The sequence below is a fragment of the Micromonospora sp. NPDC005205 genome (assembly GCF_040608275.1).
GTDB lineage: Bacteria > Actinomycetota > Actinomycetes > Mycobacteriales > Micromonosporaceae > Micromonospora.
Genome location: NZ_JBEXHV010000001.1, coordinates 595,073 through 613,526, shown reverse-complemented (window position 1 = coordinate 613,526; position 18,454 = coordinate 595,073). Strand labels below are relative to the sequence as shown.

Genomic DNA, 18,454 nt, shown 5'->3' with positions numbered 1-18,454 from the left:
TACCAAGATCACAATGGCTGGCCGGCGGCGGCCTGCCAGGGCCCGAGGGAGGCGATAACATCCCGTTTCGGAGCCGACACGATACGGAGGGTGTCGATGTCCCGATCGATCACGCGCCCGGTCCTCGCAGGTCTGGCCGCCAGCCTGTTGACCGTACCGGCCCTTCCGACCGTCGCCGCCACGGCCGGTCTCGGCGCGTCGGCACCGGCCTGCGCGACCCCGCTCGCCCCCGTCCGGCCGGTCGCCGCCAGGCCCTGGCCACAGCAACGGTACGACCCGGCGCGGCTCGCGCCGCTGGCCACCGGCGACGGGGTGACGGTCGCGGTGGTCGACTCCGGGGTGGACCGGGTGCACCCGCAACTGGCTGGGAGGGTGCTGGCCGGCACCGACCTGCTCGACCCCGGCGGGGACGGCGGTCGGGACTGCGCCGGGCACGGCACCGGTGTGGCGAGCATCATCGCCGCGGCACCCCGCCCCGACGTGGCCTTCCGCGGCCTGGCACCGGGTGCCCGAATCCTGCCGGTGCGGGTGAGCGAACAGCAGGTCGTGCAGGGGCGGGAGTCGGGGCGTACGGTCAGCGCCGGCGAGTTCGCCCGGGCCATCCGGTGGGCCGTCGACCATGACGCCGACGTGGTGAACCTGTCCGTCGTGCTGTACGCGGACGACCCGGAGGTCCGGTCGGCAGTGCGGTACGCGGTCGACCGGGACGTGGTGCTGGTGGCCGCCGCCGGCAACCTGCACGACAGTGGGAACCCCCGACCATTCCCCGCCGGCTACGACGGGGTGCTCGGCGTGGGCGCGATCGGGGCGGACGGCGGGCGGGCGGCGTTCTCGCAGACCGGCTCGTACGTCGATCTCGTCGCTCCGGGCAGCGAGGTGCTGACCGCCGCACCTGGTGTCGGCCACCATCGGGTCGAGGGGACCAGTTACGCGGCGCCCTTCGTGGCCGCCACCGCCGCGTTGCTGCGGGAGTACCGGCCGGAGTTGACCGCCGCCCAGGTGGCGGAGCGGATCATCGCCACCGCCGACCCAGCTCCGGGCGCGGGCCGGGGCGGCGGGTACGGCGCCGGAGTGTTGAACCCCTACCGGGCGGTCACCGAGACCAGCGGCGGCCGTGCGGCCGGTGCGCCGCCGGTCGCCGCGCTCGCCGACGACCGGGCCGACCCGGCGCAGCTCGCCCATCAGGCCCGTCGGGTCGCCGCACGGGACCGAGCCCTGCTGGTCGGGGCGGTGGTCGGCATCACGGCGGTCACAGTGGCGCTGCTCGCCCTGGTGGTGCCCCGGGGCACCCGTCGACGCTGGCGACCGGCCGGCCCGGCTTGAGGCCGCCCGCACAGGGCCTGAGCCCGCCCGCACACGGCCCTCGCCGCCGACCGGCTGCGGGCGGGGCGCTGGCCCGGACACGGTCAGCGCTCCCGGCCCACATCGTTCACTGGAACAGCCCGGTGTTCTTCTTCTCGGTGTCCAGGTAGTCGGTGGCGGAGTCGTTCACCGCCAACCTGATGTCACGCAGCATCCCCTGCAGGTCCTGCGAGGCCGAACGCCACCGCGCCTGCCGCTGCTCGTAGGCCTGCTGCGCGTCGCCCGTCCAGCTCGCCACCAGCGGGGCGGCGTCACGTTCGAGTTGACCGAGCTGCGCGTCGAGGGTGTTCAACGCCTTCTGAATGTCAGCGCCGGCCTGCTGCAGCGCGGCGAAGTTGACGACCAGCACACCATGGTCCATCGAATTCCCTCCCCAGCGGGATCAGAGCGGCAGCTGGATGCCGCCGCGGTTGGTGCCGGCCACCCGGCTGGCCACCTCGTCGTCGGACGCGTGGTACTGCCGACCGGCGGTGCGGATCGCACCGGCGGTCTCGCGCAGCGCGCGGTGCAGCGCCGCCTGGTCCTGTGACCACTGCTGCTTGACCTGCTCGAACGACCGGCCACCAGCGCCACGCCAGGCCTGCTGCAACACCTCCAGCTCGGCCAGCAGGCCGGTCAGCATGGACTGCAACGACTGGTCCACCTGCTCGAACTTCGCGGCAGTCTGCTGCATCACCGCTGCTTCTGCCTTGGTTTGGGACATCCGGACGTCACCTCGTCTCTCGGATCGCACCTGGCCGTCGACGCGCCCATCCCGGGGCGACGCGTCGTCGCTTGGCCCGGTCTTTCGAGCACTGAGACACGGGTCAGCGAAGGACTTCGTGGCTGACGGTAGCGACCTCGTAGCGGTTCTGCTACCCCACCGGCTTCCCCTGTGGACAACCGAGGCGGCCATCGGTCGCTTACGATGTGCCGCAGCCACGTCGCGGCGCGTGACGGGCCGCCGGAGGGCGGCCGGCCGCCCGACCCCGGTCCCCACTGGTCGAGGAGGCACGGTGCCGGCGATCACCACCGGAGGGCCGCACCCGCCGACCCCGGTCGGGTCCGAGGCAGGCGCCTCCCCACGGGTGGGCGGGCCGGGCCGATCCACCGACAGCGGCCCGCCGCCGGTCGAGCAGCGCACCCCCCGTCGCCGGTCGCCGGCGGCCCACTGGGTCGCACTCGGCCGTCGTGCGGCTGCCGGAGCGCGAGCCGGCCAACTGGTCACCGCACAGGTCGCGGCGGCCCTGGTGCTCGTCACCCTCGGCCGACCCGCGCCGGTCGTCGCGGCAGCCGTACTGGTGGCCGTGCTGCTGGTGGCCGCCGCCTGGGTGCCGGTGCGGGGCCGGTGGCTGTTCGAGTGGCTGGGCACCGCCGTCGGGCACCTCACCCGTCGGCGGGCGTTGACCGGGCCGGCCGACGCGGCCGAACTGCTCGACCTGGTCGCCCCGGGCACCGTGGTCCGCTCGACCGAGTTGACCGGCGGGCCGGCGGCCCTCCTGGAGGACACCACCGGCATGGTCGCGCTCCTGGAGCTCGGCGACCCCGGCGACCTGCTGGGTGACGTGTCCCAGGCGATCCCCGCCCCGGCCGCGTTGCTCCCCCCGACCGGGCCGGACCAGCCCCCGCTGCTGGTCCAACTGCTGCTCGCCGGTGCGCCGGCGCCGGTGCCGAGCGCCGGTGGCACTGTCGGCACGTCGTACCGGCAGCTCACCGACGGGCGGCTCGCCGGGCGCGAGCGGGCGGTGGTGGCGGTCCGGGTGCTGCGGGTGAACGGTTGGTCCGAGGAGGACCTGCGCCGGGTACTCGCCGGCACTGTCCGCCGGATCGTCCGCCGGCTCGGGCCGTTGGCCGCGCGACCGCTCGGGGTGCCGGCGGCGCTGCGCGTACTGGGCGAGCTGGCCCACCACGACGGCGACCCGGTCCGGGAGTCGTGGCCGGCGATCCGGTCCGGCAGTCTCGTCCAGGCCACCTTCCGTCTGCTCCACTGGCCCGACGCGGGCGTTGCGGCTGGACGCCGGCTGGTGCCCCGCCTGCTGGCGCTGCCGGCGACGGCCACGACGGTGTCGATCTGCTCAGGCCCGTCGCCGACGATGTCGACGTCGTCGGCTCCGCCCACGGCCGGCGGAGTGCCGACCGAGCTGACCGTACGCCTGGCCGCCGGGACGGTGGCCGAGTTGGCGGCGGCCAGCGAGGCGCTGGTCCGGCTGGTGACCGACCTGGGCGGAAAGCTGCGACGGCTCGACGGCGCGCACCTGTGCGGGCTGGCCGCCACGCTGCCGTTGGCGCTGACGGCACCCGGCGCGCAGCCCCGCCCACCGGCGCCCGGGGCGCGACCCGGGCCGACAGTGGACGACTGGGAGCTGTCAGTGGGCGACGCGGGAATGATGGTCGGCACCAACCGGCACGGCCGCGCCGTCACAGTGCGACTGTTCCGGCCGGAGAGCACCCGCGTGCTGCTGGTCGGCGGGGTACGGGCAGCCCAGCTGGTGGCCCTGCGCGCCCTGGCACTCGGCGCCCTGGTGGTGGTGCAGACCGCCCGGCCACGGGCCTGGGAGCCGTTCGTCCGTGGGGTTGGCGCACCGGGCGGGACGATCCCGTTACTCCCTCCCGGTCGGGCGGTCGCCGACGGGGTGGGCACCGCGCTGCGGCCGTTGCTGCTGATCGTCGACGCCGGGCCGGTGGCGGCCGAGGCCGTGCCGGGCCCGCCGTGGCGGGCCACCCTGGTGGTTCGCGACGAGCTGACCCCGGCCGATGTGGACGCGTTGAGCCGCGCCGACCTGGCGTTGCTCCAGCCACTGACCTCCGCCGAGGCCACCCTGGCCGGAGCCGCGCTGGGGCTGGGCGGGTCGGCCGAGTGGCTGACCCGGATCCGGGAGGACATGGTGGCGGTGGTCAACCGTCGGGCGCTGCGCTGGGCACTGCTCTCCCCCACTCCGATCGAGGCGCAACTGATCGGCCCGCCGACGCGCGGCTGATTCCACCGGACGCGCCAGCCGGCGGGTTACGTCGCTGCGGTGTCCGTGGCACGATCCCCGCCATGGGTTTTCTGAAAGGTCTGCTGATTCGGCTGGCCAGCACAGCTCTGGCTTTCTGGCTGGCCACGCTCCTCATCCCGGGCATCTCCCTGGATTCGAACTCGGCCACCGAGACGGTGACCACGCTGCTCCTGGTGGCGGTGATCTTCGGTGTGGTCAACGCTGTTCTCCAGCCGATCATCAAGACCGTCGGTTGTGGCTTCTACCTGCTGACCCTGGGTCTCATCGCCCTGGTGGTGAACGGGCTGCTCTTCCTGCTCACCAGCTGGATCGCCGACCAGGCCGGGTTGCCGTTCTCGGTGGACGGTTTCTGGCCGGCGGCAGTGCTCGGCGCCCTCTTCGTGAGCATCGTGACCTGGATCCTCGGCGCCGTCCTCGACCGGGACTGACCGCCGACCAGCCAGCACCGACCCGGTCCGTCCGGGGCTCCGACCTCGGCCGGGGCCCCGGCGGGCCGATGACCAGAGTTCGGGAATGTGGCGGCCTGACCGCCCACCTCGGCGGTTAGCGTCGCTGCATGTTCTCGCTGACCTATTCCGACGGCCACTTGCTCAGCACCGATCCGGAGCGGATCGACCTCGATCTGGTGCACCACTGGTTGTCCACCGACGCGTACTGGGCGCTCGGACGGGACCGGGAGACCACCGAGCGGTCGTTCGCCGGCTCGCTGCCGTTCGGCATCTACCGGCCGGAGGACGGCCGCCAGGTCGCCGTGGCCCGGGTCGTCACCGACGGTGCCACCTTCGCCTGGCTCTGCGACGTGTACGTCGACCGCGCCGCCCGGGGTCGCGGGCTGGGCGGACGGCTGGCCGGCGCGGTCCGGGACCACCTGGATGAGCTGGGCGTACGCCGGATCCTGCTCTGCACCAACGACGCCCACCAGGTGTACGCGGGGGTGGGCTTCACCCCGCTGGACGCGCCGCAACGGTGGATGCAGCTGAACCGGCGAGCCCCGGTGACCCCGCTCACCGGAAAGGAACAAAGCAGCACTACGCCCCTTACGGTGGAGACGTGACGCCACTCCGCCTGGGATACCTCTACGGCCTCGGCGCGTACCTGCTCTGGGGTTTCTTTCCGCTCTACCTGAAGCTGCTGCGACCCGCCGGCCCGCTGGAGATCCTGGCCCACCGGATCGTCTGGTCGGTGGTCTTCGTGGCTCTGCTGCTGGGCGCGCTGCGCAACATCGGCTTCCTGCGGGCGTTGCTGCGCCGCCGGTGGGCGGTGGCGGGGATCGTCGCCGCCGCCGCGCTGATCGCTGTCAACTGGGGCACCTACATCTACGGGGTGAACTCGGACCGGGTGGTGGAGACCGCGCTCGGCTACTTCATCAACCCGCTGGTCGTGGTGCTGCTCGGGGTGACGGTGCTGCGGGAGCGGCTACGCCCGGCGCAGTGGGTGGCGCTGGGCATCGGCGCGTCGGCGGTCGCGGTGCTCACCGTGGACTACGGACGGCTGCCCTGGCTGGCGTTGACCCTGGCGTTCAGCTTCGCCGGCTACGGCCTGGTGAAGAAGCGGCTCGGGCTGCCGGCGGCGGAGGGGCTGTTCGTCGAGTCGGCGGTGCTGGCGTTGCCGGCGCTGGGCTACCTGGGCTGGCTGACGGCGAAGGCCGACCTGACCTTCGGGCACGTCTCGGCCGGGCACACCGCGCTGCTGGTGCTGGCCGGCGCGGCCACGGCGATCCCGCTGCTGCTGTTCGCCGGGGCGGCCAACCGGCTGCCTTTGAGCAGCCTGGGCATGGTCCAGTACCTGGCGCCGATCCTTCAGCTCGGCTGCGGGGTGCTGATCTTCCACGAGCCGATGCCCCCGGCCCGGCTGGCGGGCTTCGCGCTGGTCTGGCTGGCCCTGATCGTCTTCACCGCCGACGCCGTCCGAGCCTCCCGCCGCACCCGCCGGCCCACCCCTCTCCCAACGCCCGTCCCAACCCCCTGACAACCCCCGCGATCTTGCAGTTTCTGTCGCCGATATGCCCTCCGTGCCCCTTGTGGAAGGGCACAAAGTGCAAGATCGCGGAAGGGGCGGGGTGGGTTACGGGACGGCGTAGGTCAGGAGGGGGGTGCCGTCGGCTTTCTGGAGCTCCACGCTGACCAGCTCGGCGTCGGTGAACCTCGTCGTGCCGGTGAAGCTCAGGTCGTCGCCGGGAGCCGCCAGCCAGGAGCCGATCTGCTCGCTGGCGCCGTTCGGGCCCCGGGCCACCAGCCGGAACGGATACGCCTTGCCGTAGCTCGTCCGCGCGTCGTACCCGCAACGCATTCTCACCTCGGTGCCCCACTTCGTGCCGGTCAACCCGAGGTCGGCGTGCACCGGCCCGGCGGAAGCCACCGGTCGCATGGCCACCATCGACACCTGCGGGGCGGGCTTGCCCTGCACGCTGGGCGGGTCGACCGGTCGAGGCAGCGCCACTGCGGTGCCGACACCAACCAGCAACGCCAGCCCGGCGGCGGCCAGTGTGGTCAGTGCGTACCGTCGCCGGTCCGCGGCGCGTTCCCGACGACGACGCTGGCGGGCCTCGTCGAGCAGCGCGGGCACCCGGGGCGGGGCCGGCGGCGGCAGGATCTGCTCCAACCCGGCCGGGTCGAGGCGCCCGAGCAACCCAGGCAGGACGGCGATCTCGGCGACCGCCTCCCGGCACGAGGCGCAGCCGCTGAGGTGCCGCTCGTACGCCGCCCGTTCGGCGGGGGCCAGGGCGCCCAGCACGTACGCGCCGTCGTCGTACGCGAACTCGCACCGGGTCATCCCGTCACCCCCATCTCGGCCAGGACCAACCGTAGAGACCGCAGCGCGTAGTGGGTGCGGGATTTCACGGTCCCTGGCGGTACGCCCAGGCGGGACGCCGCCTCGGCCACCGACCGCCCCTGGTAGAAGCACTCGACCAGCACCTCCCGGTGGGTCGGGCTGAGCCGGTTCAGCGCCTCGGCGACGGTCCACGCCTCCACCGCCCGTTCGGCCTCGTCGATCACCTCGGGCGGTTCGGGCAGATCGTCGGTGAACACCTCGCCGACCCGGGTGGATCGCCGCCGCCAGGCGTCGATGGCCAGGTTACGGGCGGTGGTGAACAGCCAGGACCGCACCGATCCGCGCCTCGGGTCGAGTGACTCCGGATGTCGCCAGGCCCGCAGCAGCGTCTCCTGCACCAGGTCCTCGGCCCGCTGCCGGTCCCCGTTGACCAGCCGCAGGGCATGGGCGTACAGCGCCTCCGCGTGCTCGTCGTGCAGCGCGCGGAGCAGTTGGGCGTCGTGGTCGCTGATGGCGGTCTCCTCGCTTCCGGCGCGCGTCCGGCGGTGCGTCCGCTCGGGAATACGTGCGGTCACGCCGATCGGTTCAGCCCGAGGTCAGACGGGTGCCGCCCGGAGAGGTGTTCATGCCCGGTTCACATCGCGGCTGACGAGCGCTCACCACGTCCTCCTAGCGTCCGGCTGGTACGCCGCTTGTCGTGCCACCGACATCTCTGGAGGCCTCCCCCATGAGCGACCGTCCCCGGCTGCTCCCCCTGTTGAACGGCACCCGTCATGGCACCCGTGATGCCATGACCTGTCTGTACCGGTGCGGAAACGCGTGTGACCACCCGGTCCCGAACACCTCCGACAACGCGTACTTCGGTGACGTGGTGAACGCCGAGGTGTCGCGGCGTGGCGTGGTCCGGGCCGGCGCGGTGGGCGCGCTGGTGCTCGGTTTCGGCGGCACGGCGGCCGGCGCGCTCGCCGGGGCGGCCCCGGCCATGGCGGCCCCGACCGCCCCGGACGTTCCGGAGAACTTCGGGTTCGGTCGTCCGAGCACCGGGATCGGCAGTGGCGCGCTGACCTTCAAGCCGATCCCTCCGAACAAGCTGGACACCCTGGTCGTGCCGAACGGCTACGACCACGCCGTGGTGATCAAGTGGGGTGACCCGGTGCTGCCGGGCGCGCCGGAGTTCGACCTGCACCACCAGACCGCCGCCGCGCAGTCCAGGCAGTTCGGCTACAACAACGACTTCGTGGGCGTGCTGCCGCTGGACAAGCAGGGCAAGCGGGCGCTGCTCGTGGTCAACCACGAGTACACCAACGAGGACCTGATGTTCCCGGGCTTCCCCGGCCTGGACGGGCTCTCCGTGGAGCAGGTGCGCACCGCCATGGCCGCGCACGGCATGTCGGTGGTGGAGCTTGAGCGGGTCGCGGGCACCGGGCAGTGGAAGCCGGTCGGCAAGGGCCCGCGGCCGTACAACCGGCGGGTCACCGCCCTGAGCACCAAGTTCGACCTGACCGGCCCGGCCGCCGGCTCGGCCTGGCTGAAGACCGCCGCCGACCCCAGGGGCCGTACGGTCGTAGGCACGCTGAACAACTGCGCCGGTGGCGTGACCCCGTGGGGCACCGTGCTCTCCGGCGAGGAGAACTTCAACCAGTACTTCGTGGGCGCCGACGCCGCCCCGGCCGAGCTGAAGCCGAAGCTGGACCGTTACGGCATCAGCACCGCCAGCCGCTACCCCAGCGGCAGCCGCAAGTGGGAGCGCGCGGACGAGCGCTTCGACCTGGCGAAGCACCCCAACGAGGCACACCGGTTCGGCTGGGTCGTCGAGATCGACCCGTTCGACCCGGAGAGCCGCCCGCGCAAGCACACCGCGATGGGCCGGTTCAAGCACGAGGGCGCCAACGTGATCGTCGCGAAGGACGGCCACGTGGTCGCGTACATGGGCGACGACGAGCGGTTCGACTACCTCTACAAGTTCGTCTCGGACAAGAAGTTCATGAAGGGCAACTCCTGGGCTGCCCGCAAGCACAACCTGACCCTGCTGGAGTCCGGCACGCTCTACGTGGCGAAGCTCGACCAGACCAGCGCCGCCGAGATCGACGGCACGGGCAAGCTCCCCACCGACGGCGCGTTCAACGGTCGGGGCCGCTGGATCAGGCTGGTCAGCGGCAACCGGTCGTTCGTCGACGGGATGACCGCGGCGGACGTGCTCACCTTCACCCGGCTCGCCGGTGACAAGGTCGGCGCGACCAAGATGGACCGCCCCGAGGACGTCGAGCCGAGCCTGCTCACCGGCAAGGTGTACGTGGCGCTGACCAACAACACCAACCGGGGCGTCGGCAGCAACCCGAGGCCGGACGAGGCCAACCCCCGCAACGCCAACAAGCACGGGCAGATCCTGGAACTGGTCGAGGACCGCAACGACAACACCTCGGAGGCCTTCGCCTGGTCGTTGCCGATCGTGTGCGGCGACCCGACCGACCCGTCGACCTTCTTCGCCGGGTACGACAAGACCAAGGTCTCCCCGATCTCCTGCCCGGACAACGTCGCCTTCGACGCCACCGGCAACCTCTGGATCTCCACCGACGGCAACGCGCTGGGCAGCAACGACGGTCTGTTCGCCACCGCCGTGGAGGGTCCGGAGCGGGGTCACCTCAAGCAGTTCCTGACGGTGCCGCTCGGCGCGGAGACCTGCGGCCCGTTCATCACCGGCGACAACCGCTCGGTCTTCGTCGCCGTGCAGCACCCGGGCGAGATCACCGGGGCCTCGGTGGAGAACCCGGCCTCGAACTGGCCGGACGGTGACTACGCCAAGCCGGGCGTGGTGGTCACCTGGCGCCTCGACGGCGGCCCGGTGGGCAGCTGACGGCACGACAGCCACTGACGTTGCTCCGGCGGTCCCGCGTTGGACCGCCCCGAGAGGCCCTCTGCCAGCCCGGGAGAGGGCCTCTCGGCGGTCAGTTGTCGCTGGCGATGCCGTCGGCCACGCTGCGGGCCACTGTGAGCAGCTTGGCGCGTACCACCCGGGCGGAGGTCATCATCTCGCTGGCCGGCAACGCGCAGGCCAGCACGACCCGGCGTTCCATGTCCTTGTCCGGCGCGACGAGCACCGCGGCGCAGGCCACCCCCTGGCGGAACTGCCCCATCTCCAGTTGCATGCCGCGCCGGTCGCCGGCGGCCAGGTCCGCCTCGAAAGTCTCGGTGGTGGTGAGCGTGGCGGTGGTGAACGGGCGCATGCCGTACTCGCGCAGATAGCGGTAGCGCTGGTCGGTCGTGAGGGTGGCGAGCAGCGACTTGCCGAGCGCTGTCGCGTGCGCACCCTCGTCGAAGCCGGGGACCAGATCCTCCAGGTAGGGCGAGCGGTGCCCCTCGGCGACGGCGGTGAGGGCCACCTGGCCGCCGACGAACCGACCAAGGTAGTGGCTGTAGCCGGTGTCCAGGGCGGCCCGGCGCAGTGTCTCGCCGACCGCCGGCGGGCCCCGGAACGCCGTCACCAGCTCCCGGTACCGGTCGGCCACCTCCAACCCCACGATGTACGTGCCGTCCTCGCGACGGATCACGTAGCCCTCGTAGGCGAGGGTGCGAACCAGGTGGTAGGTGGTGGCCACGGTCAGCTCGCAGCGTCTGGCGATCTGCTTGACGGTCAGGCCCTTCGGGGCACGACCGACCGACTCCAGCACCCGTAGCGCTCGGGACACGCTGCGAATCAGGTCCGAAGGTTCTGCCAAGGGGTCGCGCACAACCACCTCCGCCGCCGTGGACTTACACCATATGAAAAACAGGCCCGGTGCGAAATGCCTGTTCGGGTCGAGGATGCCAGATCACCATCCACAGGTTGTTGCCTGCCGGTCACCGGGAGTGCGGTGAGCAGGGCTCGCGTAGGTTTGCCGAACGATGACCGACACCTCGAACACCCCCGATCCGGCCGTTGCCCAACCCCGTCCGGTCCGGGCCAGCGCCGGCGCAGTCGTCACCACGGTGGCCTGCGTACTCCCCGTCTTCCTGCTCGGCGGTCTCGCCGTGCAGATGGGCACGGACCTCGGCTTCTCACCGGCCGGCCTGGGCCTTGCCGTCTCCGTCTACTTCGGGGTCAGCGCGCTGGCCTCGGTGCCCTCCGGGCGGTTGGTCGAGCGGTACGGACCGGCGGTGGTCGCCCGCTGCGGCATCGTGCTGGCCGCCGGGTCGATGCTGGCCGTTGCCGCCTTCGCCAGGTCGTACCTGGTGCTGGTCGGTCTGCTGGCGCTCAGCGCCGCCGCGAACGCGCTCGGCCAGTTGGCCAGCAACGCGGCGCTGGCCCAGCACGTGCCGGCCCGGCGGCAGGGGCTGTCGTTCGGTGTCAAGCAGGCCGCCATCCCGGTCTCCACTCTGCTGGCCGGCGCGGCGGTGCCCACCATCGCGCTCACCGCCGGCTGGCGCTGGGCGTTCGTGGCCGCCGCCGTGGCGGCGCTGACGACGCTGGCCGCCGTACCCCGACAGTTGCCTGGCCCGGCCCGTCGGTCCGGCGCCACGCGTGCGGGGCGGGCGACGGCGGCGCTGGTGGTGATCGGCGCGGCGGCGACGTTGGCGTCGGGCGCGGCCAACGCGCTCGGCACCTTCCTGGTGGACTCCTCGGCGGCCCGAGGTCTGTCGCCGGGCCTCGCCGGTCTCACCCTGACCCTGGGTAGCGCTGTCTGCGTGGCGGCCCGGGTGGGCGCGGGCTGGTTGGCCGACCGCCGCGAGACCGGTCACGTCGCCCTCATCGCCGCGATGCTGCTCGTCGGCGCGGTCGGGCTGGGCCTGCTCGCGTTGACCGGCTCGGTGCCGTTGGTGGTCGGTGTGGTGCTCGGCTTCGGCCTGGGCTGGGCCTGGCCCGGCCTGATGAACTTCGCGGTGGTCCGACTCCACCCGCAGTCACCGGCCGCCGCCACCTCGATCACACAGACCGGGGTGTACGCGGGCGGCTGCCTCGGCCCGCTGAGCCTGGGCCCGCTCGCCGCCCACCTCGGTTACCCGGCGATGTGGACCGTCGCGGCCGTGGCGATGCTGCTCGCCGCCGCCTTCATGCTCGTCGGCAGCCGACTGTTGACCCGCGCCGGCGCTGAGAAGGGCCGTGGCGTGGATCAGCTGGTGCGGTCGGCGATGTAGTCGCAGAGCGACTCCAGCGCACTGCGGGAGGGGCCGTGCGGCAGCGGGGCGAGCTGCGCGCGGGCGTCCTCGGCGTAGCTGCGGACTGTCTCCCGGGCCCGCTTGAGCGCCGGGCTCTCCCGGAGCAGCCCCAACGCCTCGGCGTGCAGCGCGTCGTCGGTCAACGGGCCGGTCGCCAGGATCTCCCGCAGCCGCACCGACGACGCGTCGGAGTCGTCCGCCTCGCGGGCGTAGAGCACCGGCAACGTCGGAACACCCTCGCGCAGGTCCGTGCCGGGGGTCTTGCCCGACTGCACCGACTCGGAGGCGATGTCCAGCAGGTCGTCGGAGAGCTGGAAGGCGACGCCGATCGTCTCGCCGTACCCGGCGAGGGCCTCCACGTGCTCGGGGGCGGCGCCACCGAACATGCCGCCGAACCGGGCGGACGTGGCGATCAACGAGCCGGTCTTCTCAGCGATCACGTGCAGGTAGTGGGCCACCGGGTCGTCGTCGGCGCGCGGCCCGACCGTCTCCGCGATCTGGCCGTGCACCAGCCGGGCGAAGGTGCGCGCCTGCAACCGGACCGCCTCGGGGCCCAGGTCGGCGGCGATGTCCGCCGCGCGGGCGAAGAGGTAGTCGCCGACCAGGATGGCGACCGAGTTGGTCCACCGGGAGTTCGCGCTCGGCGCGCCCCGGCGGACGGCTGCCTCGTCCATCACGTCGTCGTGGTAGAGGGTGGCGAGGTGAGTGAGCTCCATCACCACGGCGGCCGGGACCACCTGCGCACCGGTCGGATCGCCGAACTGGGCGCCGAGCGCCACCAGCAACGGCCGGAACCGCTTCCCGCCGGCCTCGACGAGGTGCCGGGCGGCCTCGGTGACGAACGGGTCGGCACTGGCCACGCTGGCCCGCAACTCGACCTCGACCGTGTCCAGCAGACCCAGCACGGACGCCTCGACACGGGGATCGGCGAGGCTCAGGCCAAGCGCGCCGAACTGACTCGTGCTCGCCCGACCCCGTCGACCGCCGGAGCCGGAGGCACCTGAACGCTCGCCCGCCGGATTCACCACGCTATCAACCATGCCACACCCGTTCGACCTGCTCCGGCCCGGGGATACGCACCGGGGGCCGGCACGTGAACACGCGCCGACCCCCGGTGATCGATCCTTCGGTCATCTAACGAATTCGGCGGCTCCGGTAGCCAGATCGAGCAGCGGCGCCGGGGCGACACCCAACACCAGGGTCGCCACCACACCGATCATCAGCGCGGCGGCGGTGAGCCCACCGGGCACCGTGACGGTCGGGGTCGACTCGCCCGGCTCGGAGAGCCACATCATCACCACGACCCGCAGGTACGGGAACGCCAGAATCATGCTGGTCAGCACACCGGCGATCACCAGCCAGGCCTGGCCACCCTCCAGCGCCGGCCCGAAGATGGCGAACTTGCTGGTGAAGCCGCTGGTCAGCGGAATGCCGGCGAAGGCCAGCAGGATGAACGTGAACAGCGCGGCGAAGAACGGCGACCGGCGGCCCAGCCCGGCCCAGCGGGACAGGTGGGTGGCCTCGCCGTCGTCGTCGCGTACCAGCGTCACCACGGCGAACGCGGCCAGCACCGAGAAGCCGTACGCGACCAGGTAGAACATCGTGCCGGCCAGCCCGTCGCGGCTCGGCGCCAACACACCGACCAGCAGGTAGCCGGCGTTGGCGATCGAGGAGTACGCGAGCAGTCGCTTGATGTCGGTCTGGGTGACCGCGAGCACCGCGCCGATGAGCATGGTCAGCACCGCCACCGCGCCGAGGACCGGCGTGAAGTCCCAGTTGGCGTCGGCGAAGGCGACCTGGAAGACGCGCAGCAGGGCACCGAACGCGGCGACCTTGGTGCAGGCCGCCATGAAAGCGGTGACCGGGGTCGGAGCGCCCTGGTAGACGTCCGGGGTCCAGACGTGGAACGGGGCCGCCGCGGCCTTGAAGAGCAGACCGATGGCGAGCAGTGCCATGCCGGCGAAGAGCAGCACCGGGCTGGCCGGCGACTCGCCCACCGCCGCGTGGATGGTGGCGAAGTCGACGCCGGCCGTGCGGCCCGGGATTCCGGCGGTGAAGCCGTAGATCAGGGCCACGCCGAACAGGAAGAACGCCGAGGCGTACGCGCCGAGCAGGAAGTACTTCATCGCCGCCTCCTGGCTCAGCAGACGCCGGCGACGGGCCAGCGCGCAGAGCAGGTAGAGCGGCAGGGAGAAGACCTCGAGGGCGATGAACATGGTCAGCAGGTCGTTCGCCGCCACGAAGATCAGCATGCCGCCGATCGCGAACGTGGTCAGCGGGTAGACCTCGGTGAGACCGTTGCGACCCTCGGCCTGCCGCCGGTCGTCGGCCGACTCCGCGGTCACCGCGGCCTGGGCGACGAACGCCCCGCCCCGCTCGACCGAGCGGTCACCGATGAGCAGCAGCGCCATGGCCGCCAGCACCAGGATCGCGCCCTGGAGGAACAGCGTCGGCCCGTCGATCGCGAGCGCCTGGCCCGCCGTGATGATCCGCTCATCGGCGCTGAGGACCACCATGGTCAGTGCCGCGAGCACGGCGAGCAGCGCCAGCGTCAACTGCACCACGTGCCGCCAGCGACGAGGCACCAGGGCCTCGACCAGCACGCCGAGCAACGCGGTGCCCAGCATGATCAGGATCGGAGAGATCGCCGCGTAGTCGATCGACGGCAGCTTCAACTCGGTCACTTTGCCGCCTCCTGGACGGTGCCGCCCACGGACGGCGCCGGGTCGGTTCTGCCGATGTCGTCCATTGTCGCCTGGACGGCGGGGTTGATCACGTCAGTGACCGGCTTGGGGAAGAAGCCGAGCAGCACGATCAGCGCGATCAGCGGGGCGACCACGACCTTCTCGCGCAGGTTGAGGTCCTTGCGCATCCCGTCGACCTCGGTGAGAGCCGGGTTGAGCGTGCCCTGGGTGGTGCGCTGCACCATCCACAGCACGTACGCGGCGGCCAGGATGATGCCGAGCGTGGCGATCACCGCGACCGGCTTGTTCACTGTGAACGTGCCGATCAGCACCAGGAACTCGGAGATGAACGGTGCCGTGCCGGGCAGCGCGAGCGAGGCGAGACCGGCGAAGAAGAGCACCCCGGCGAGCACTGGGACGAGCTTGCCGGCGCCACCGAAGTCGCTGATCAGCGACGAACCACGCCGGGAGATCAGCATGCCCACCACCAGGAAGAGCAGGCCGGTTGCCAGCCCGTGGTTGAGCATGTAGAGCACCGCGCCGGTGCCGGCCTGGGTGGTGAAGGCGAAGATGCCCACGCCGATGAAGCCGAAGTGCGCGATCGAGGTGTACGACACCAGCCGCTTGAGGTCGTTCTGGCCGACCGCCAGCAGCGCGGCGTAGACGATGCCGATCACGCCCAGGGCCAGCGCCCACGGCGCGAACCACTTCGACGCCTCCGGGAACAGCGGCAGGCAGTAGCGCAGGATGCCGAAGGTGCCGACCTTGTCCAGCACGCCGACGAGCAGCGCCGCCGCCCCCGCCGGGGCGGCGCCACCGGCGTCGGGCAACCAGGTGTGGAACGGGAAGAACGGCGCCTTGATGGCGAACGCGAGGAAGAAGCCGAGGAACAGCCACCGCTCGGTGCCGGTGCTGATGTCGACCTGCGAGAGCGCCTGCCAGTCGAAGGTCTTCCCGCCGACCACCCACAGGCCGATCACCGCGGCCAGCATGAACAGACCGCCGACGAGCGAGTAGAGGAAGAACTTCACCGCCGCGTACTGCCGCTGGTGGCCGCCGTAGCTGCCGATGAGGAAGTACATCGGCACCAGCATGACCTCGAAGAACACGTAGAACAGGAAGACGTCGGCGGCCGCGAAGACGCCGATCATCGTGCACTCGAGGACCAGCAGCAGTGCGAAGTAGACGGGCACCGACCGCTTCGACGACTCCGCGTCGTGCCAGGACGCCAGGATCACCAGCGGCACCAGCACCGCGATCAGCATCAGCATCACCAGCGCGATGCCGTCGGCGGCGAAGGTGAAGCTGACCCCCCAGTTCGGGATCCAGGAGTACGACTCGCGGAACTGGAACCGGTCACCGCCGGCGTTGAAGCTGACCCACATCACCACCGAGAGCACCAGCACGAGCAGCGACCAGGCGAACGCCACCTGCTTGGCCAGCTCCGGGCGGTGGCGCGGCAGGAAGGCCACCACCAGGGCACCCACCAGCGGCGCCACGGTGAGCACCGAGAGGAACGGGAAGTTGGACATTATGCGGCCTTACCTCCGTCGTCACTGCGTGGTCCGCCGGCGGGGGCGGCCGGAAAGAGGTCGATCACGCCAACCACCCCGCCTGCACCGCCAGGAACGCCGCCATCACCAGCAGCGCACCGGCCAGGATCGAGGTGGCGTACGAGCGGACAAAGCCGGTCTGCATCCGACGGAGGCGACCCGAGCCGCCGCCGACAGCTGCGGCGAGCCCGTTGACGAGCCCGTCGATGCCCCGGTTGTCGAGGTACACCAGCGCCCGGGTGAGGAAGATGCCCGGCTTCTCGAAGACCGCCTCGTTGACCGTGTCGGTGTAGAGGTTGCGCCGGGCGGCGGTGACCAGCACCCCGGCCGGCTGCGGCGCGGTGGCGGTGCCGGCGCGGAACAGGAACCAGGCGAGCCCGGCACCGAGCACGGTCACCAGCAGCGACAGGATGGTGATCACGGTGTGCGAGAGGACCGCCTCGTGCTCCGCGTGCTCGCCGCCCAGTCCGGCGGTCTCCGTCAACCAGTCCGGAACGGACGTGGCGAGCAGGAAGCCGGCGCCGACCGACCCGACCGCCAGCAGGATCAGCGGGATGGTCATCAGCTTCGGCGACTCGTGCGGGTGCTCGATGTCCTCGGTCCACCGCTGCGGCCCGTGGAACGTGAGGACGAACAGCCGCGTCATGTAGAACGCGGTGAGCCCGGCGCCGAGCAGTGCCGCACCGCCGAAGAGCCAGGCGGTCCAGTCCTCCCGCTCGAAGGCGGCCACGATGATCGGCTCCTTGGAGAAGAAGCCGGAGAAGGGGAACATGCCGATGATGGCCAGCCAACCCATCATGAAGGTCAACCAGGTGATCTTCATGTACTTGGACAGCCCACCGAAGCGGCGGATGTCGACCTGGTCCTTCATCCCGTGCATGACCGAGCCCGCGCCCAGGAACATGTTGGCCTTGAAGAAGCCGTGCGCCAGCAGGTGCACGATGGCCAGCGCGTACGCCGCGCCGCCGAGGCCGACACCGAGGAACATGTAGCCGATCTGGCTCACCGTCGACCAGGCGAGCACCCGCTTGATGTCGTCCTTGGCCGCACCGATGATGCAGCCGATCAGCAGGGTGAGCGCGCCGACGCTGACCACCACGAGTTGCAGCGTCGAGTTGGCCGAGAAGATCGGGTTGGACCGGGCGATCAGGTAGACGCCAGCGGTGACCATGGTGGCGGCGTGGATGAGCGCCGACACGGGGGTCGGGCCCTCCATCGCGTCCGGCAACCACGCCTGGAGCGGGAACTGACCGGACTTGCCGGCCGCCCCGAGCAGCAGCAACAGGCCGAGGACCAGCACCGTGGTGCCGGTCAGCGCGCCGACACCGTTGAACACCTCGTCGTACTGGGTGGTGCCCAGGGTGGCGAACATGATGAAGATGCCGATGGCCAGGCCGGCGTCGCCGACCCGGTTCATCAGGAACGCCTTCTTGCCGGCGGTGGCCGCGCTCGGCCGCTCGGTCCAGAAGGAGATCAGCAGGTACGACGCCAGACCGACGCCCTCCCAGCCGAAGTACAGCATCACGTAGTTGTTGCCGAGCACCAGCAGCAGCATCGCCGCGACGAACAGGTTGAAGTACGCGAAGAACCGACGACGGCCCGCGTCGTGCGACATGTACTCCACCGCGTACAGGTGGATCAGGAAACCCACCCCGGTGATCAGCAGTACGAAGACCGCGGCCAGCGGGTCGAACAGCAGGCCGAAGTCGACGCGCAGATCACCGACGGCGATGAAGTCCCAGAGGCTCAGCTCGACGGACTTGTTCTCCAGGCCACGCAGCTGGAAGAAGAAGCTCAGGCCGAGCACGAACGCGGCGCCGATGGCGGCGACGCCCAACCAGTGCCCCCAGCGGTCGGCCCGGCGGCCGAGCAGCAGCAGGATTGCCGCGCTGAGCAGCGGGATCGCCACCAGCAGCCAGACGCCCCCAAGCAGCCCCGTGGCCTGGGCGTATTCCACAGTCTCTTCCACCGG

General features: G+C 71.5%; 16 protein-coding genes. 7 read left to right on the top strand and 9 right to left on the bottom strand.

Annotation, left to right across the window (positions count from 1 at the left end; genetic code table 11):
* Positions 1–96: 96 nt before the first annotated feature.
* Complete coding sequence (mycP, locus tag ABZU43_RS02935) at positions 97–1,323, top strand: type VII secretion-associated serine protease mycosin (RefSeq protein ID WP_355004865.1); 1,227 nt, start codon at positions 97–99, stop codon at positions 1,321–1,323.
* Between the two features lie 106 nt (positions 1,324–1,429).
* On the opposite strand, the gene ABZU43_RS02930 is transcribed toward mycP, so the two are convergent.
* Both ABZU43_RS02930 and ABZU43_RS02925 read right to left on the bottom strand, forming a co-directional pair.
* Positions 1,430–1,723, bottom strand: a complete 294-nt coding sequence (locus tag ABZU43_RS02930) for a WXG100 family type VII secretion target (RefSeq protein WP_355004864.1) — start codon at positions 1,721–1,723, stop codon at positions 1,430–1,432.
* 21 nt (positions 1,724–1,744) lie between these two features.
* A complete protein-coding gene (locus ABZU43_RS02925; protein ID WP_091395516.1) occupies positions 1,745–2,065 on the bottom strand; it encodes a WXG100 family type VII secretion target in 321 nt (106 codons plus the stop codon).
* Positions 2,066–2,357: 292 nt separating this feature from the next.
* Here ABZU43_RS02925 and eccE point away from each other — a divergent pair, with 292 nt between their 5' ends.
* From eccE to rarD, 4 genes are all read left to right on the top strand, one after another.
* Positions 2,358–4,319 carry a type VII secretion protein EccE gene (gene eccE / locus ABZU43_RS02920; protein WP_355004863.1) on the top strand — a complete coding sequence of 654 codons (1,962 nt, stop codon included), beginning with the start codon at positions 2,358–2,360 and terminating at the stop codon, positions 4,317–4,319.
* Positions 4,320–4,381: 62 nt separating this feature from the next.
* Positions 4,382–4,768: a phage holin family protein gene (locus ABZU43_RS02915; RefSeq protein WP_091395522.1), complete on the top strand. Its 387-nt coding sequence runs from the start codon at positions 4,382–4,384 to the stop codon at positions 4,766–4,768.
* 128 nt (positions 4,769–4,896) lie between these two features.
* The gene (locus tag ABZU43_RS02910) at positions 4,897–5,394 is read left to right on the top strand and encodes a GNAT family N-acetyltransferase (protein ID WP_355004862.1); all 498 of its coding nucleotides are present in this window, start codon (positions 4,897–4,899) and stop codon (positions 5,392–5,394) included.
* On the top strand, positions 5,391–6,308 hold the full coding sequence (gene rarD, locus ABZU43_RS02905; protein ID WP_355004861.1) for an EamA family transporter RarD: 918 nt from the start codon (positions 5,391–5,393) through the stop codon (positions 6,306–6,308). Before ABZU43_RS02910 ends, rarD begins: the two co-directional genes overlap by 4 nt.
* A gap of 96 nt (positions 6,309–6,404) precedes the next feature.
* Here the strand turns inward: rarD and ABZU43_RS02900 are convergent, their stop codons facing one another.
* Both ABZU43_RS02900 and ABZU43_RS02895 read right to left on the bottom strand, forming a co-directional pair.
* Complete coding sequence (locus ABZU43_RS02900) at positions 6,405–7,112, bottom strand: zf-HC2 domain-containing protein (protein WP_355004860.1); 708 nt, start codon at positions 7,110–7,112, stop codon at positions 6,405–6,407.
* Complete coding sequence (locus tag ABZU43_RS02895; RefSeq protein ID WP_051708644.1) at positions 7,109–7,624, bottom strand: sigma-70 family RNA polymerase sigma factor; 516 nt, start codon at positions 7,622–7,624, stop codon at positions 7,109–7,111. Before ABZU43_RS02895 ends, ABZU43_RS02900 begins: the two co-directional genes overlap by 4 nt.
* A gap of 215 nt (positions 7,625–7,839) precedes the next feature.
* On the opposite strand from ABZU43_RS02895, the gene ABZU43_RS02890 reads away from it, so the two are divergent.
* Positions 7,840–9,966 (top strand): PhoX family phosphatase, encoded by a 2,127-nt coding sequence (locus ABZU43_RS02890; RefSeq protein WP_355004859.1) that lies wholly within the window; start codon positions 7,840–7,842, stop codon positions 9,964–9,966.
* A gap of 91 nt (positions 9,967–10,057) precedes the next feature.
* Here the strand turns inward: ABZU43_RS02890 and ABZU43_RS02885 are convergent, their stop codons facing one another.
* The gene (locus ABZU43_RS02885; RefSeq protein ID WP_238679885.1) at positions 10,058–10,840 is read right to left on the bottom strand and encodes an IclR family transcriptional regulator C-terminal domain-containing protein; all 783 of its coding nucleotides are present in this window, start codon (positions 10,838–10,840) and stop codon (positions 10,058–10,060) included.
* Positions 10,841–10,994: 154 nt separating this feature from the next.
* On the opposite strand from ABZU43_RS02885, the gene ABZU43_RS02880 reads away from it, so the two are divergent.
* Positions 10,995–12,224: an MFS transporter gene (locus ABZU43_RS02880; RefSeq protein ID WP_355004858.1), complete on the top strand. Its 1,230-nt coding sequence runs from the start codon at positions 10,995–10,997 to the stop codon at positions 12,222–12,224.
* Here the strand turns inward: ABZU43_RS02880 and ABZU43_RS02875 are convergent.
* From ABZU43_RS02875 to nuoL, 4 genes are all read right to left on the bottom strand, one after another.
* Positions 12,200–13,285, bottom strand: a complete 1,086-nt coding sequence (locus ABZU43_RS02875) for a polyprenyl synthetase family protein (protein WP_355004857.1) — start codon at positions 13,283–13,285, stop codon at positions 12,200–12,202. The genes ABZU43_RS02880 and ABZU43_RS02875 overlap by 25 nt on opposite strands.
* A 90-nt stretch (positions 13,286–13,375) precedes the next feature.
* Complete coding sequence (nuoN, locus tag ABZU43_RS02870; RefSeq protein ID WP_355004856.1) at positions 13,376–14,929, bottom strand: NADH-quinone oxidoreductase subunit NuoN; 1,554 nt, start codon at positions 14,927–14,929, stop codon at positions 13,376–13,378.
* The gene (locus ABZU43_RS02865; protein WP_355004855.1) at positions 14,926–16,461 is read right to left on the bottom strand and encodes an NADH-quinone oxidoreductase subunit M; all 1,536 of its coding nucleotides are present in this window, start codon (positions 16,459–16,461) and stop codon (positions 14,926–14,928) included. The genes nuoN and ABZU43_RS02865 overlap by 4 nt, the downstream gene beginning before the upstream one ends.
* Positions 16,462–16,525: 64 nt before the next feature.
* Positions 16,526–18,451, bottom strand: a complete 1,926-nt coding sequence (nuoL, locus tag ABZU43_RS02860) for an NADH-quinone oxidoreductase subunit L (protein WP_355004854.1) — start codon at positions 18,449–18,451, stop codon at positions 16,526–16,528.
* Positions 18,452–18,454 lie beyond the last annotated feature (3 nt).

Excerpts from the sequence above, each read along its gene's own strand:
- mycP (WP_355004865.1), top strand. The coding sequence starts at position 97 with ATGTCCCGATCGATCACGCGCCCGGTCCTCGCAGGTCTGGCCGCCAGC.
- ABZU43_RS02930 (WP_355004864.1), bottom strand. The coding sequence starts at position 1,723 with ATGGACCATGGTGTGCTGGTCGTCAACTTCGCCGCGCTGCAGCAGGCC.
- ABZU43_RS02925 (WP_091395516.1), bottom strand. The coding sequence starts at position 2,065 with ATGTCCCAAACCAAGGCAGAAGCAGCGGTGATGCAGCAGACTGCCGCG.
- ABZU43_RS02915 (WP_091395522.1), top strand. The coding sequence starts at position 4,382 with ATGGGTTTTCTGAAAGGTCTGCTGATTCGGCTGGCCAGCACAGCTCTG.
- ABZU43_RS02910 (WP_355004862.1), top strand. The coding sequence starts at position 4,897 with ATGTTCTCGCTGACCTATTCCGACGGCCACTTGCTCAGCACCGATCCG.
- ABZU43_RS02900 (WP_355004860.1), bottom strand. The coding sequence starts at position 7,112 with ATGACCCGGTGCGAGTTCGCGTACGACGACGGCGCGTACGTGCTGGGC.
- ABZU43_RS02890 (WP_355004859.1), top strand. The coding sequence starts at position 7,840 with ATGAGCGACCGTCCCCGGCTGCTCCCCCTGTTGAACGGCACCCGTCAT.
- ABZU43_RS02880 (WP_355004858.1), top strand. The coding sequence starts at position 10,995 with ATGACCGACACCTCGAACACCCCCGATCCGGCCGTTGCCCAACCCCGT.
- ABZU43_RS02875 (WP_355004857.1), bottom strand. The coding sequence starts at position 13,285 with ATGGTTGATAGCGTGGTGAATCCGGCGGGCGAGCGTTCAGGTGCCTCC.
- ABZU43_RS02865 (WP_355004855.1), bottom strand. The coding sequence starts at position 16,461 with ATGTCCAACTTCCCGTTCCTCTCGGTGCTCACCGTGGCGCCGCTGGTG.